This window comes from Planotetraspora kaengkrachanensis (assembly GCF_016862895.1).
GTDB classification, from domain to species: domain Bacteria; phylum Actinomycetota; class Actinomycetes; order Streptosporangiales; family Streptosporangiaceae; genus Planotetraspora; species Planotetraspora kaengkrachanensis.
Genome location: NZ_BONV01000025.1, coordinates 36,832 through 51,515, shown reverse-complemented (window position 1 = coordinate 51,515; position 14,684 = coordinate 36,832). Strand labels below are relative to the sequence as shown.

Here is a 14,684-nt window from a genome sequence, read left to right as displayed (position 1 = left end):
TTCCCCTTATTCTCCCGATCTCACATCCACGTGATCGCCGCCTGGGTCGCCTGGGAAACGGTTGGCACGGCCGGTTCACCACTGGAAATCGTGATGATGGCGGTGCCCGCGAAAGCCGTCCGAGGCGCCCACGGGTGACAGCGCGGTGCGGTCACCCGGGAGGCGCTCCTGGCCCGGGCGGAAGTCGGTGCCCCGGCGCGAATCCTGGCCCCCATCCCGGCCGGCCCCCTCCGTGCCCGTGCCCTCGCCGGGCTGGGTGCCCGTCGTCTCGCCGCCGTCACGCCGGGGCGGGTCCTGCTCCGGGCCGGGGCTGCCTGGAGCGTCGGGAACGGTCCCGGAGCCGGTTCCCGGGCCCTGGGAGGCTCCGGGCTCGGGAGAGGCGCCGCCGCCGGTTCCGGAGCCCGCTCCGCCGTCCGGCCCGGTGCCCTGCCCCGTGCCGCCGCCGGATCCCGGGACCGGCCCGGGCGTCGTCCCCGTACCCGTTCCGGGGATTCCGACCGGAGCGGGTACGCCGCCGGGGACCTGCCCGGCCGGCCCGGACGGCGAGGGCACGACGGGCGCAAGGGACGGGTAGCCGCCGGGGCTGGGCGCGACGGGGTACACGGGCGCGAAGTGGGCGTCGTCGTGGACCGGGTACCCGGTCATGTTCGGGTCCGCCTGCCTCGCGCCGCCGCCGAAGTGCCTGCTCTGCAGCCCGCACGAGACGAAGTCCGAATAGAACATGCGCAGCCAGTCGCGCCGCTGGGTCTCGGTCAGCTCGGAGAACCACACCGCGGCGTACCGATGCTCGGGCAGCGGCCCCGCCGAGAGGGGCTCGTTGCGGAGCCACGAGATCACGATCGCCCGATAGCCCGCGGTCACCGTCCCCGGGCACGGCTTGGCCAGCCGGTCGAGGAACTCGCCCGCGGCGCGGTCGGCGTACCCGTCGTTCAGGTCGTCGATGTGGATGAAGGCCACCCCGGGGTACGCCTGGTCGCCGTCATCGGGGGAGTGCTGCTCGACCCGGTTGAACGCCGCCGGAGTCCCCGCCAGCCTGGCCGCGATCGTCGTGAACGAGCTCACCAGCTCGGTGAGACCCGCACGCATCGCGGGATGCACACACACCGTGATCGGCCACTCCTGGCAGCTGTAGACCAGGCGCTCGCTCGCCGCCACGGTCTGGGGCTCGGTGACCAGCCGGGCGGCACCCGTCCCCGCGGCCATGACGGCGATCACCGCGGCGGCGAGCGCGAGCATCCGCCCGGTGACGAGCGCCACCCAGCCGAGCAGCAACGCGGTACTCAGGCCGAGCAGCCACAACGTCTGGTCGGTGAACGCGGTCGTGCTCATCCCCTCGAACAGGTCGTACGGCTCCCGCGTCGAGGGCGCGAGCCTGTCGGCCCAGGTGAAATTGCCGGCCAGCCAGGTGAACAGCACATAGGTGCCGAGACCCGCGATCGCCGGCGTGGCGATGAGGGGGAGCAACCAGCCGACGATCCAGCCCACGACCACATAAAGAGCCAGCGAGGCGACGCACATCGCCAGGCCGCTGGGCACCAGGCGTCCCGGTTGCTCGCCCAGACCGGCACGCAGCCCGAGCACCAGGACCGTGGTGGCGAACGAGCCGGTCACGACGACGAGGATCGCGAGCGGGGCCTTGACGGCCCGCCACGGAGTGACGGCCTTGCCGCTGCTGGCGCGATGCTTGCGCACCGCCACCCACGCCGCGAAAGCCGCGGCCACCGGGCCCGTGAGCCGGAGCGAGCCGATGACCGCCATCACGATGTCGTCCCAGCTCATGAAGCCGGGTATCAAGGCGCTCCACGCGACGACGAGCCCGAGCGCCAGCAACACGGTCACCGTGACGACCGTGCCGTGCTTGAGCTCCTCGCGTGAAACGCCTCTGTGGTTACCCACGGTCCAGCGCGGCCCCCGGCCACGCCTTCGTCGATATACGGCGCGCGCTACGCGCCGGGACAGGCATGCTGCCCATCAAGCACCCCCCGTGCCTGTGTGAGCGGGGCGTGGGACCGCGCCGTTCCCCCCGGCGCTGGTCTTCCATCGGCCTCGCCACAGCCTGCGCTAGCAGACCGGGCTCCCCGGGCCACCGGGTTTGCCGCCGCCTCACCTTTTGACGTGGCAACCATAACGGAGCGTGACCCTGAGGGAGGGAGTTCTGGGGTCAAGGAATGAATTCAGTTACGCTACGTGCGCGGGCCGATCACGAAAGCCGTCGCGATACCGTATATCGCTGTGTCCCTTCCGCCCAGTTCAAGCCAGCTCCCGGTCAGCGGTTCCCGGCCGCTGAACCTGCCGTTCGACCCGATCGAGCGCGCCGCGGAGACCTGGCGCGAGAAGTTCGGCCCGTCGTCCGCCATGGCCGCCGTGACGTCGATCATGCGAGCCCACCAGATCCTGCTGGCGCAGCTGGACACGCTGCTGAAGCCGTACGACCTGACCTTCGCCCGCTATGAGGCACTGGTGCTGCTCACGTTCAGCCGCGCGGGCGCCCTGCCCCTGTCCAAGATCGGCGAACGTCTCATGGTCCACCCGACCAGCGTGACGAACACCGTCGACCGGCTGGAGAAGGCCGGCCTGGTCAAGCGGATGCGCAACCCCAAGGACGGCCGCGGCGTCCTCGCCCACATCACCGACGCGGGCCGCGACGCGGTGACCCGGGCGACCGCCGACCTCATGGAGGCCGGCTTCGGCATGGGCATGTACGGCGACGACGAGCTTGGCGAGATGTTCGACCTGCTGAAGACGCTCCGAGTCGCGGCCGGCGACTTCAGCGTTTGATTGCGCTCGCTGTATTTGATTGCGCTCGCTTCGCTCGCGCGTGCTCGGGGCGCCCTTTAGGCCGGGTCTTCCCTCGTCGTTCGGGGTCGCTCGTTCCTCGCTCCCCGCTCACTCCTCAGTCCAGATCCCGGCCGCGCCCCTCGTGTGACGGCTGGGCTCCGTACCCGACCTTGTCCAGGCAGGGCGGCGCCCCTCGCGTGACGGCTGGGTCCGTGTTCGCCCTCAGCGGGGCTGAGTCAGGGCGCCGGCGGCACGTAGGGGAAGGTTCGCGTCGGCTCGGACGTGACGGACCGCCTGGTGATGCCGATGGTCACCGGGATGTCGCAGGCGAAGGAGAACATGACGTCCGGTGCGTTGTCGGTGAGTGAGCGGCCGTTCCACCCGGCGAACCCGAAGGACGCGGGGGTGCCGATGGTGTAGGGCAGGACATTGGGGAAGATCTTGTAGACGACGGCCCGCGCGTAGTCCTCCGGATCCTCGGCGGTGCCGTACGCCCGCACCACGCCGGACACCATGGCGGCGACCGTGGCGCCGTGGATCTCCAGATCCTCGGCCGGCAGGTTGGTGTTCAGCCTGTCGCCGAGGTCCTCGTCGAACTGGGTGAACAGCGGATGGATCATGGGTAGGCCGGCCCGGTTGACCGGCCGCCGACCTCCCGCGTCTGTGGCGAGGGACGCCAGGCCCCACACGCCCACCCTGCGGTCCGGTCCTGCCGCCGGCAGCAGTTCCTCGTCGGCGATCTCCAGCACGATCGAGTAGACCGTGTGCCCGGCGAACGCGTTCTTCGCCTCCGCGGGGTCCCAGCCGGAGAGATCGACCGTGGTGCCTTCGTGGAACGCCTTGCCGACCGCGTGCAGGACGTCAGGCTCGATCCAGAACGGGTCACCGGCCTCGCCCACCCATGCCCGGCCGCCGCCGTCGAGGTCCACGGTCTCACCGGTACGGCCCTGGGCGATCGGCGTCCCGGCGGCGGAGGCGTCGCGCGCCTCGGGGCCGGCGAGGCGTCGCACCTGGTACGCCTGCGTTCCCTGTTCGTCGCGATCGCCGAAGGTGAAGCGGTAGGTCAGATCCTCGACGGCATCGCCGCCCACGTCGATCTTGAACTCGTACGTGCCCTCCGGATGCAGGCCCCGGGGGACGTCGTCACCGGCGAGCGAGTGACTGTGGTTCGTCACGAAGACGGTGCCGCGCTCTCCTCGGAAGACGTAGAGATCGGTGATGTCCAGGCGCGGGTCCTTGCGGGCGATCGGTGAATCGAGGTGGTGGGACATGTCGCTCGCTTTCTATGAATGGTTCAGCCGGGAAGAAAGTGGCCGTCGAGGGGCCCGATATCGATGGCGGCAGTCGGCTTTTCCTGGATCCGGATATTCGTCGACCCTGTTCCGCCTCTACAGGAGGCGGTCGGCGCAGGTCTCACGCCCGGTATGGAACCGGTGGACAGGCCATCACGACGATCCTGGCCAGGGATGCTTCAGGCCGGTACCCGTCAATCCGGAATGACGTAATAATCTGCGGTTATGGGCGGGACGCCGCCGGATTTGGAGAGCCTCCGGCTGTTGACCCTCGTGGCGGAGTTGGGCAGCCTCGGGCAGGCCGCCGAGCGGATGAGAATCAGCCAGCCGGCCGCGAGCAAGCGGCTGACCATGCTGGAGCGGCGGCTGGGCCTGACGCTGGTGGACCGGAGCAGCCGCGGTTCGGCGCTCACCACGGAGGGCAAGGCGGTGTGCCAGTGGTCCGACCGGGTGTTGTCCGAGATGGAATCGCTGATGGCCGGGGTGGCCGCGCTGCGCGCCGACCAGGACGACGACCTGCGGCTGGCCTCCAGCATGACGCTGGCTGAGCACTTCGTGCCACGGTGGATCGGCGCTCTGCGGCAGCGGTCGCCGGACGTCCGCGTCAGCCTCAGGGTGACCAACTCCGAGCAGGCGGCCGCGTTGGCCGCCGGCGGCCAGATCGGCGTCGGGTTCATCGAGGCGCCCACGGTTCCGCCGGGACTCTGCTCCCGGCAGGTGGGCGCCGACCGGCTGGTCGTCGTGGTCGCGCCGGATCATCCGTGGGTGCGGCGACGCCGGCCGATCGAGCCGGCCGAGCTCGCCCGCACACCGCTCATCGTCCGCGAGCCGGGATCCGGCACCCGGGAGACGCTGGAGCGCATCCTCGCCGGCATCGACGTCGAACCGGCGCGGCCGTTGATGGTTCTGGATTCGAACGCGGCGATGCGTGCGGCGGTGGCCGCGGGCGTCGGACCGGCGGTGCTCAGCGTGATCACTGTGCGGGAGGACCTCGCCGAGGGCCGCGTACGGGAGGTTCCGGTGGCCGGGGTGAACCTGAATCGGCGGCTGCGCGCGGTATGGGCGCGGGGCAGCCGACCGGCCGGCGCCGCCGAACTGCTCCTGGGCATCGCCTCGCAGCGGCTTCCCGACGTCGACACCGCCGCCTGAGCGGAGCCGTTGTCACACGCCGGAAGACGTCCTGAAACGGGGACGGCCACCGCTGGGGAGCGGTGGCCGTCGAGTGTCGTGCGGAGATCGTGCCTTTAGCGGCCCACGGCGTGGAGGGCGTTGACGATGCCCCTGCCGTAGAAGCCGTTGTTGTCCAGCGTGCCCTCACAGGTGTGAGTGGCGGTCACGGTCTGCCCGGTCGGGAGGATCCGGGTGTAGGTGAAGGCCGCAGGCTTGGGGCAGGCCTTCTCCGTGGCGGTTCCCTTGAGGACCTTCTCGACGACGTCAGGGTCGAGCGTCAGGCCGCCGTGCCGGTGGTCGCGGTGGCCGTACTTGCTGACGATCAGAGCCGCGACGCCGACCGCCCGGGGGGAGGCCATCGAGGTGCCCTGGAGGTACTGGTAGTAGGCGCAGACCTTGCCCTTGCAGTCCTTGACCACGTAGTCGACCGTCGGGTTCCCGTTCGCGTCGATCTCGCCGTTGGCGACGGCGAGGGACTTGGGGTAGGCCGACAGGGTCGCCTTGGTGATGTCCCGGGTGTTGCCGGGGGTGTCGTAGGCGTCGCCGCCGGGCGAGGCCACGTCGATGTAGCCGTTGCCGTAGTCGGAGTAGTACGACTTGCGGGTGCTGATGCCGGTCGACGACACCGAGATCACGTGCTGGCCCTCACTCGGCATGGAGACGCAGCTCGGCGGGATCGTACGGGTGCGCGCCGCCTGGCCGGGGAAGGACGCGAAGTCCGGGCTGGAGGCGTCGCTGATCGTCTTGGTGTAGTCGGTCGCGCCGTTGCCCGCCGCCGAGATCAGGGTGACGCCGCGGTTGTGCGCGTAGTTCAGCGCCCGCTGGACCGCCGAGACGATCGTCCGCTGCTCCAACTGCTCGTCGGGCGAGTCGGCGGGGTTGTTGGCGCAGTTGAACAGCCACGGGTCGATGTAGTAGCTCATGTTGACCACGTCGACGCCGACGTCGCCCGCGTACGTGAGGGCGTCGATGGTGGGCTGGACGAAGAAGTAGCCCGAGTCCTGACCGGCCCGCAGGTTGACCAGGGAGACCTTGGGCGCGACGCCCGAAGTGCCGAGGCCGTTGATCGGCGAGGCGATCGAGGAGGCGACGTGCGTGCCGTGCCCGTCCTCGTCCACGTCGTTGGGGTCGTTGCAGGAGCCGTCCGGGTCGCTCGCGCACGGGCCGTCGATCACGGTGCCGTTGGCGTCCGCCGGGAGGTCGACGGTGAAGTTCCTGCTCAGCTTCTTGTTGAAGTTCGGGGCGATGTCGGGGTGTGAGGCGTCGATGCCCGTGTCCAGGACGCCGACGAGGACGCCCTTGTCGCCCTGCTCGTACTTGTGAGCCTTGTCCGCCTGGATCTGCTTCATGTCCCACTGCAGGTCGGACAGCGGCTCGTCCTTGGTGCTCTTGTGCCGGTCGCCCGAGGAGCCGTGACCGCGGCCCTCCCGCTCGACCGCCCTGGTCTGGGCGACCTTCCGCGCTGCCGCCGAGTCGGCGGGCACGCTGCCGATCGTGCGGTTGCGCGCGACGCCACCGATGGCCGCGTTGTTCTTGATCGCACCGACGAAGCCGGCGTTGGTGGTGCTGACCGTGGCGACGCCGACCTCGGAGTTGACCTTGACGAGCTTGCCGCCCGCCGCCTCGATCGTATTCTGGGCTTGTGCGGCGCTGGCGCCTTCCTTGTACAGAACGACGTATTCGGTCGTGGCCTTTTGGGCCGCGGCAGCGGATCGCGTGGTTTCGACCGCCTGTGCCGGGGCCGTCAAGGTCGTCGCGACGACCGCGGTCGCTGCGACGACGACTATGACGCGCTTCACATCCACCTCCGTGTGGACTTTGAGAGGGCCCTGACCATGGTTGAAGATTTCACCTGTTTGTCAAAGATCCGTTGGAATTTGCGACCAACGTGTGACATGACGGCATGCGAAATGGAATGGTCAGGTCACGCTCCGTATGGAGGTGCCGTGGCGTTGGAGATGGGTAGTAGGACGTCCTAGTATTTCTTTGGGATCCGACACTTTGGAGGTCGTATGGACCCGAAGGACGCGCGCGACGCCGACATCGAGGCCGGCCGGGCCCGCTGGCAGGCGCGGTACGACGCCGCATACAAGCGGGCGGGGGAGTTCCGCACCCTTTCCGGCCTGGAGGTCGACCCCGTTTACGGACCCACAACCAGTGATCCTCGGTTCGCGCGCATCGGCTGGCCCGGCGAGTTCCCGTTCACCCGGGGCCTCCACCCGACGGGCTACCGGGGACGGCCGTGGACGATCCGGCAGTTCGCCGGGTTCGGCAACGCCCAGCAGACCAACGAGCGCTACAAGATGATCCTCGGCGCCGGCGGGGGAGGCCTGTCGGTCGCCTTCGACATGCCGACGCTGATGGGCCGCGACTCCGACGACGCGCACTCCCTCGGAGAGGTGGGGCACTGCGGCGTCGCCATCGACTCGGCGCTCGACATGGACCAGCTGTTCGACGGCATCCCGCTCGGCGAGGTCACCACCTCGATGACCATCAGCGGGCCGGCCGTACCGATCTTCTGCATGTACGTCGTCGCGGCCGAGAGGCAGGGCGTCCCGACGGGCAAGCTGAACGGGACCCTCCAGACGGACATCTTCAAGGAGTACATCGCGCAGAAGGAGTGGCTGTTCGCCCCCGAGCCCCATCTGCGCCTGATCGGCGACCTCATGGAGTTCTGCGCCGCCGAGATCCCCGCGTACAAGCCGTTGTCGGTCTCCGGCTACCACATCCGGGAGGCCGGGTCCACGGCCGCTCAGGAGCTCGCCTTCACCCTGGCGGACGGGTTCGGCTACGTCGAACTCGGCCTGTCCCGCGGGCTCGACGTCGACGCCTTCGCGCCGGGCCTGTCGTTCTTCTTCGACGCGCACATCGACTTCTTCGAGGAGATCGCCAAGTTCAGGGCCGCCCGGCGGATCTGGGCGCGCTGGATGCGCGATGTGTACGGCGCGCGGACCGAGAAGGCCCAGTGGCTGCGCTTCCACACCCAGACCGCGGGCGTCTCGCTGACGGCGCAGCAGCCGGACAACAACATCGTCAGGACGGCCGTGGAGGCGCTGGCGGCGGTGCTCGGCGGGACCAACTCCCTGCACACCAACGCCCTGGACGAGGTGCTCGCCCTGCCGTCGGCGAAGGCCGCCGAGATCGCGCTCAGGACGCAGCAGGTCATCATGGAGGAGACCGAGGTCGTCAACGTCGTCGACCCCCTGGGCGGCTCCTGGTACGTCGAGGCGCTGACCGACAGGCTGGAGGCCGAGGCGGAGGACATCTTCACGAGAATCCGCGAGATGGGATCCGACGGGACGATGACCTCGGGAATCCTCCGGGGAATCGAGGACGGCTGGTTCATGTCCGAGATCGCCGAGGCGGCCTTCGACTACCAGCGGAAGCTGGAGAAGGGGGACAAGCGGATCGTCGGGGTGAACTGCCACACCGCGACGGTCGAGGAACCCCTGGAGATCCTCCGGATCAGTCACGAGGTCGAGGTCGAGCAGCGGCGGGTCCTGGCCGCGCGCCGGGCCGCCAGGGACCAGGCCGCCGTAGACGCGGCTCTGGCGAGGCTGGTCGCCGCCGCGCGGACGAGCGAGAACATGATCCCTCCCATGCTGGAGGCCGCCCGGGCCGAGGCGACGTTGGGGGAGATCTGCGACGCCCTCCGCGACGAATGGGGCACCTACTCAGAACCCGCCCGCTTCTAACCCCCGCCCCCCGGCCCGTGATCATGCACAGGCTCGCGGACGTGCTTCGTGAGCTGGGCGAACCATGTTTGTGATCATGCACAGGTGCGGGGATCTGCGCGATGGGCTGCCCGAACCCCTCCCGTGATCATGCACAGGTTCGTGCATTGCGCGGCCGGCCTGCGGTTCCCCGGTTCGTGATCATGCACGGCTTCTGTGAATGACCGTCTGGCCTGCAGGGCTCGACTTCGTGACCATGCACGGTCGTGTCGATTGCATGATCGCGGGAGGGATTCCTGCAGGTCGGGCGGCATGTCCGCGAACTTGTGCATGATCGCGAGGAAGGTTTCGCGAGGTTGTACGGCATGCGAGCGAATCCGTGCATGATCACCAACTGGGTCGGGCCAGGTCACGGGTCACGTCCGCGAGCCTGTGCATGATCACGGGCGGTGGCGGCGCAGGTCGGCGACCGCCTCGCCGAATCTGTGCATGATCACGCGGAAGGGGGTGCGGTCGCGGGGAAGGGGGTTGGTCACGCCGAGGGGAGGGTGGTGACGTGGTGGAGGAGGGAATCCAGGGTTCGGTCGTCGGTGGCGGGGGCCATCACGGTCACCCGGAGGTGGCGGACGCCGCCGATCTCGGCTGAGGTGAGGTGGAACGTGCCGTCGTCCATCAGCCGTTCACGGATGGCGGCCTGGTCGGCCGTGCCGTACCGGAAGCAGACGATGTTGCTCTCCGGCTCGTAGGGGAACTCGAAACCGGGCCGGTTCCTGGCCAGTTCCCAGAACCGGTGGGCCGTCTCGTACTGCCGGGCCACGTACTCGCCCATGCCCCGCTCGCCCCGCCACGCGAGGTTGAGGAAGATCTTCAGGCCGAGCTCGGCCTTGGTGCACTCGACGGCCCTGCCGGCCAGGTCGAACCCCTGGTCGCCGTAGAACAGGTAACTGGCCTGCTGCTGGAAGGCCGCGTCCAGGTCGGGTTCCCTGCGCACGAGCACGGCGGCCGCCAGGCTCGAGGTCCGCAACATCTTGTGGGCGTCCCAGATCACCGAGTCGGCCAGCTCGATTCCGTCGAGCAGATGCCGGTGCGCGTCGCTGAGCAGGGCCGAGGCCCCGTGCGCGCCGTCGACGTGGTACCAGACGTCGTTCACCGCGCAGAATTCCCCGATCGCCCGCAGATCGTCGTACAGGCCGGTGCCGGTGGCGCACGCGCCGGCGACCAGGGCCATCGGGCGCCGTCCCGACCGGCGCACCCCGTCCAGTACGGCCGGCAGGCGGGCGGCGTCGATCCTGCCGAGGCCGTCCACCTCCAGCGGCACGACCGCGCGCTCGCCCAGGCCGAGGATCGCGGCGGCACGGGTGATCGAGTAGTGCGCAGACGGGGCCGCCAGCAGGACGAGGTCTCTCGGGACGCCCTCGGTCCAGGCGTCCGGCGCTGCGGCGGCGCGTGCGGCGAGCATCGCGGTCAGGTTGGCCAGGGAGCCCCCATGCGTGAGCACGCCGCCGCCTCCGGCGCCGAATCCGACCTTGGCGAGCATCCAGCGGACCACCTCGAACTCGACCGTCGCGGCCGACGCGCCCATCTCGTAGATCGCCATCGGGTTGTTGGTGGCGCCGTGGACGAAGTCGGCCAGCGCGGCGGGGAAGTCGGGAACGGCGCTCTGGTGGCCGAGGTAGGCCGAGTGGTGCAGCCGGGTGCCCTCGCGCAGATAGACGCCGAGGAAGCGCCGGAAGTCGTCGGGCGTCATGCCTCCTTCGCTGATCCACCGCGCCAACTCCAGCTCGTCCGCCAGTTCGCGGGGCGGGCGGCGGCGCAGCACCGGTGCCGTGCCCCGCTGGCTCTGGTCCACATAGGCGGCCAGTTCGTCCACAGTGACCTCGGCGGCCCGGGTGAACTCCTTCACGTCCCACGTCATGTTCGGCTGCATGGCAGGATGATGACCACTTCGGACGACTGAACGCCATAGGCGCCGAATTCAGAAGCGAGATTGTCCATGAGCATCGAACTGGATTCGATCGACCGGGCCATTCTGGAGGAGTTGCAGAACGACGCGCGCCTGCCCAACAAGGACCTCGCGGAACGGGTGGGCGTCGCGCCCTCCACGGCGCTGGAACGGGTGCGCGGCCTGCGCAGGCGAGGGCTGATCACCGGTTTCCGCGCCGAGGTGGACACCAAGGCTCTGGGACGGCCCCTCCAGGCCCTGCTCGCGTTGCGCGTCCGGCCGCACACCAGCCAGCTCGTCGACCCGCTGCGGGCCTTCGTGCTCGGCCTCCCCGAGACCATCGCGCTGTTCCACGTGGCGGGGGCCGAGGACTTTCTGGTGCACGTCGCGGTGCCCGACGCCGACCACCTCCACCGCATGATCCTCGAGCGGATCCTGGTGCGCCCCGAGATCGTCCACCTGGAGACCACCCTCATCTACCGGACCGAGAGGCAGCCGATCCAGCGCCCGGTCGGCTGACCGCGGTGCAGGGGGGACACCCCCGCTGTCCGGATGAGAGGCCCAGGAGACGGGGTTGGCACGGATCAGGCACGCGCGTACGGCAGGATTGGGGGTATGGCAGCGGACTTCTCTCGACCCGGATCCCTGTACGGCGCCGTGGACCTCGGTGCGCGCAAGCAGGCTCTGGAAGCGCAGGCACGGCGCGAGGCCGAAGGGCCAGGAGCGACCACGGACGTGATCGAGGCGACCTCGGCCACCTTCAACGCCGATGTCGTGGAGCGCTCGATGAGCGTCCCGGTGATCATCGAGGCGACGGTGCCGCGGGCGGAACAGGTTCAGCAGTTCAGCTACACGCTGGAGAAGCTGGCCGCGGAGGCAGGCGGAGCGTGGCTGCTCGCCCGCGTCGACGTGGAGGCCAGCCCCGACCTCGCCCAGGCTCTGCGGATGCGGGCGATCCCCACCGTCTACCTGGCGGTGCAGGGTCAGCTCATGCCGCTCTTCGAGGGGCCGCTGCCGGAGTCGCAGCTGAGGCAGGCGCTGGCGCAGGTCTTCGAGCAGCTCGGCGTCGAGCTGGCCGAGCCCGCCCCGGCGCAGGAGGAGGGCGAGCCCGAGCGGATCGACCCCGATCTCCTCGCCGCCGACGAGGCCATGGACAAGGGCGATCTCGACGCGGCGGCCGTGGCCTACGAGCGCCTGCGGGCGAAGTCGCCGGACGACGAGGCCGCCAGGATCGGCCTCGCCGGGGTGGGCCTGTTGCGCCGGACCCAGGACCTCGACGCGGCCGACGTCATCCGCCGGGCTTCCGCAGACCCCGCGGACGTCGACGCGCACATCCAGGCGGCCGATCTCGAGACGCTCGACGGAAAGGTGGACGACGCCTTCGACCGGCTCGTCGCGCTCGTCCGGCGCACGAGCGGCGCCGACCGTGACAAGGCCAGGCGTCACCTGCTCGCCCTGTTCGACGCGCTGCCCGCAGAGGACCCTTCGGTCTCCAAGGCGCGGCGGAACCTCGCCAACGCGCTGTTCTGACGCCCCGCGTTCCGAGGGCCCGCCTGACAGGTCGCCCGCCCGCCGCGCGGGCAGAGGAGGAGGGACGTGCGAGTCGTCACCATCTCCGCGACGTACGGCACGGGCGGCAGCGTCATCGGGCCGGCGGTGGCCGAGCGCCTGGGCGTGCCTTTCGTCGACCGGGCCATCCCCGACGCCGTCGCCCGTGAGCTCGGCGTGACGCTCGAGGAGGCGCTGGCGCACGACGACCGGGCGGAGAGCGGCCTCGGCAGGCTCCTGACCGGCATGATGCGGCTGCCGACGGTGACTCTCGGGGGAGTGGAGCTCTACGTCCCCGCGGGGATGCCGCTGACGCCGGACGAGTTCGCGGCCCGCACGGAGCGGGTCATCCGTGAGACCGCCCGGGTCCACGGCGGCGTGATCCTCGGGCGGGCCGGCGCGATCGTGCTCGCCGATCATCCGGGCGCCCTCCACGTACGGCTGGACGGCCCGCTGCGGCGGCGTGTGCTGCAGACGGCCGCGTACTCCGGCATCCCGGAGCAGGAGGCCAAGCGGATCGTCAACGACAACGACCGGGTGCGGAAGGCGTACGTCCGGCAGTTCTACCGGTGCGACCCCGCCGACCCCGGGCTGTACCACATGGTTCTGGACAGCACCGTCATCCCGGTGTCCGTGTGCGTGGAGCTCATCGTGGCCGCAGCCTCCTCTGTGGGCTGAATCACCCTTCGGGGGATGGCACGATGGAATACATCCACGATGCCGTCGAGCCGGATGCGGCAGCCGGGCAAGCCGGCGACACGCCCGCACCGAGCGCGTACGGCAAGGAGACACCCCCGCAAAGGAGCGGATTGCCGTGGCCACCGTGCCGAGCGTTTCCTACTCGATCACCGTTCGTCTTGAGGTTCCTGCGGGGGGCAAGGCCGTGAGCCTGCTCACCCACGCGGTGGAGAACGCCGGCGGGGTGGTGACCGCCCTCGACGTGACCAACGCCGGCCACGAGAAGCTTCGCATCGACGTCACCTGCGCCGCGAAGGACACCGATCACGCCCAGGCGATCGTGGACAGCCTGGGCGCGGTCGAAGGGGTCACCATCCACAAGGTGTCCGACCGCACGTTCCTCATGCACCTCGGCGGCAAGATCGAGATGCAGTCGAAGGTCCCGCTGCGCAACCGCGACGAGCTGTCCATGGCGTACACGCCGGGTGTGGCGCGCGTCAGCCTGGCCATCGCGCGCAACCCGGAGGACGCCCGCCGCCTGACGATCAAACGCAACTCCGTCGCGGTCGTCACCGACGGCTCGGCCGTCCTCGGCCTCGGCAACATCGGCCCGGCCGCCGCGCTCCCGGTGATGGAGGGCAAGGCCGCGCTGTTCAAGCGCTTCGCCGGCATCGACGCCTGGCCGATCTGCCTCGACACCCAGGACGTCGACGAGATCGTGCGGACCGTCCAGGTGATCGCTCCGGGGTTCGGCGGCATCAACCTCGAGGACATCTCGGCGCCGCGCTGCTTCGAGGTGGAGCGCAGGCTGCGCGAACTGCTCGACATCCCCGTCTTCCACGATGACCAGCACGGCACCGCGATCGTGGTGCTCGCGGCCCTGACGAACGCGCTGAAGGTCGTGCGCAAGGAGATCGAGGACGTCCGGATCGCGCTGGCGGGCGCGGGCGCGGCCGGCACCGCCGTGCTCCGGCTGCTGCTGGCCGCGGGTGCCCGCAACGTGGTCGTGTGCGACTACCTGGGCGCGGTCCATCTCGGGCGCGACGACCTGGACGACTCGCTGCGCTGGATCGCCGAGCACACCAACGCGGACGGATACGCGGGCGACCTGCGCGGCGCGGTCAAGGGCGCCGACGTCTTCATCGGGGTGTCGGCGCCGGGCATCCTCAACGCCGACGACATCGCCGCGATGGCGGAGGGCGCGGTGGTCTTCGCGCTGGCCAACCCCGAGCCTGAGGTGTCGCCCGACGACGCCCGCGAGCACGCGGCCGTGGTGGCCACCGGCCGGTCCGACTACCCGAACCAGATCAACAACGTCCTGTCCTTCCCCGGGGTCTTCCGCGGGCTGCTCGACGCGCAGGCCAACGGTGTCACCCAGGAGATGCTGCTGGCGGCGGCCAAGGCGCTCGCCGCGGTCGTGACCAGCGAGGAGCTCGGACCGAACTACATCATCCCCAGCGTCTTCCACCCGGACGTGGCCAACGCGGTCGCGGCGGCCGTGCGCGAGTCGGCCGGCGGCAAGGCGCGGGGGTTCACCGAGGCCTGATCGCCGGCCACCGGTGGCGACCCCCGCCGTACGGTCGGTGACGTCCGAGGTGGAAT

11 protein-coding genes are annotated in these 14,684 nt (G+C 70.1%); 7 read left to right on the top strand and 4 right to left on the bottom strand.

All coding sequences use genetic code 11. The features are described 5' to 3' along the window. Nucleotides 1-75 precede the first annotated feature (75 nt). Entirely contained in the window at nt 76-1,896 is a 1,821-nt protein-coding gene (locus Pka01_RS24415) for a hypothetical protein (RefSeq protein ID WP_203885192.1), read from the bottom strand. Nucleotides 1,897-2,232: 336 nt separating this feature from the next. Between Pka01_RS24415 and Pka01_RS24410 the strand changes: the two genes are divergently transcribed. Next, nucleotides 2,233-2,778, top strand: a complete 546-nt coding sequence (locus Pka01_RS24410) for a MarR family winged helix-turn-helix transcriptional regulator (RefSeq protein ID WP_373318184.1) — start codon at nt 2,233-2,235, stop codon at nt 2,776-2,778. A gap of 236 nt (nt 2,779-3,014) precedes the next feature. On the opposite strand, the gene Pka01_RS24405 is transcribed toward Pka01_RS24410, so the two are convergent. Continuing rightward, complete coding sequence (locus Pka01_RS24405) at nt 3,015-4,049, bottom strand: DUF4331 family protein (RefSeq protein WP_203885191.1); 1,035 nt, start codon at nt 4,047-4,049, stop codon at nt 3,015-3,017. Between the two features lie 246 nt (nt 4,050-4,295). Between Pka01_RS24405 and Pka01_RS24400 the strand changes: the two genes are divergently transcribed. Continuing rightward, the gene (locus tag Pka01_RS24400) at nt 4,296-5,219 is read left to right on the top strand and encodes a LysR family transcriptional regulator (RefSeq protein WP_203885190.1); all 924 of its coding nucleotides are present in this window, start codon (nt 4,296-4,298) and stop codon (nt 5,217-5,219) included. A 95-nt stretch (nt 5,220-5,314) separates the two neighbouring features. Here Pka01_RS24400 and Pka01_RS24395 read toward each other — a convergent pair whose 3' ends face one another. Then, entirely contained in the window at nt 5,315-7,039 is a 1,725-nt protein-coding gene (locus tag Pka01_RS24395) for a S8 family serine peptidase (RefSeq protein ID WP_239115261.1), read from the bottom strand. 213 nt (nt 7,040-7,252) lie between these two features. On the opposite strand from Pka01_RS24395, the gene icmA reads away from it, so the two are divergent. Continuing rightward, nucleotides 7,253-8,935, top strand: coding sequence for a coenzyme B12-dependent isobutyryl-CoA mutase large subunit (gene icmA / locus Pka01_RS24390; RefSeq protein WP_203885189.1), 1,683 nt, complete (start codon nt 7,253-7,255; stop codon nt 8,933-8,935). 511 nt (nt 8,936-9,446) lie between these two features. Here icmA and Pka01_RS24385 read toward each other — a convergent pair. Continuing rightward, a complete protein-coding gene (locus tag Pka01_RS24385; RefSeq protein WP_203885188.1) occupies nt 9,447-10,841 on the bottom strand; it encodes a pyridoxal phosphate-dependent decarboxylase family protein in 1,395 nt (464 codons plus the stop codon). 66 nt (nt 10,842-10,907) lie between these two features. Here Pka01_RS24385 and Pka01_RS24380 point away from each other — a divergent pair, with 66 nt between their 5' ends. The 4 genes from Pka01_RS24380 to Pka01_RS24365 all read left to right on the top strand — a co-directional run bounded on the left by Pka01_RS24380 (nt 10,908) and on the right by Pka01_RS24365 (nt 14,628). Beyond that, nucleotides 10,908-11,375, top strand: coding sequence for an Lrp/AsnC family transcriptional regulator (locus tag Pka01_RS24380; RefSeq protein ID WP_239115260.1), 468 nt, complete (start codon nt 10,908-10,910; stop codon nt 11,373-11,375). A 96-nt stretch (nt 11,376-11,471) separates the two neighbouring features. Then, nucleotides 11,472-12,386 (top strand): tetratricopeptide repeat protein, encoded by a 915-nt coding sequence (locus Pka01_RS24375; protein ID WP_203885187.1) that lies wholly within the window; start codon nt 11,472-11,474, stop codon nt 12,384-12,386. Between the two features lie 66 nt (nt 12,387-12,452). Further along, entirely contained in the window at nt 12,453-13,082 is a 630-nt protein-coding gene (locus Pka01_RS24370) for a cytidylate kinase-like family protein (protein ID WP_203885186.1), read from the top strand. Between the two features lie 136 nt (nt 13,083-13,218). Beyond that, the gene (locus Pka01_RS24365; RefSeq protein WP_203885185.1) at nt 13,219-14,628 is read left to right on the top strand and encodes an NAD-dependent malic enzyme; all 1,410 of its coding nucleotides are present in this window, start codon (nt 13,219-13,221) and stop codon (nt 14,626-14,628) included. The last annotated feature ends 56 nt before the right edge of the window (nt 14,629-14,684 follow it).

What these genes read in the sequence shown, in the direction of transcription:
- icmA (WP_203885189.1), top strand. Translation starts at nt 7,253, where the DNA reads ATGGACCCGAAGGACGCGCGCGACGCCGACATCGAGGCCGGCCGGGCC.
- Pka01_RS24385 (WP_203885188.1), bottom strand. Translation starts at nt 10,841, where the DNA reads ATGCAGCCGAACATGACGTGGGACGTGAAGGAGTTCACCCGGGCCGCC.
- Pka01_RS24405 (WP_203885191.1), bottom strand. Translation starts at nt 4,049, where the DNA reads ATGTCCCACCACCTCGATTCACCGATCGCCCGCAAGGACCCGCGCCTG.
- Pka01_RS24380 (WP_239115260.1), top strand. Translation starts at nt 10,908, where the DNA reads ATGAGCATCGAACTGGATTCGATCGACCGGGCCATTCTGGAGGAGTTG.
- Pka01_RS24375 (WP_203885187.1), top strand. Translation starts at nt 11,472, where the DNA reads ATGGCAGCGGACTTCTCTCGACCCGGATCCCTGTACGGCGCCGTGGAC.
- Pka01_RS24400 (WP_203885190.1), top strand. Translation starts at nt 4,296, where the DNA reads ATGGGCGGGACGCCGCCGGATTTGGAGAGCCTCCGGCTGTTGACCCTC.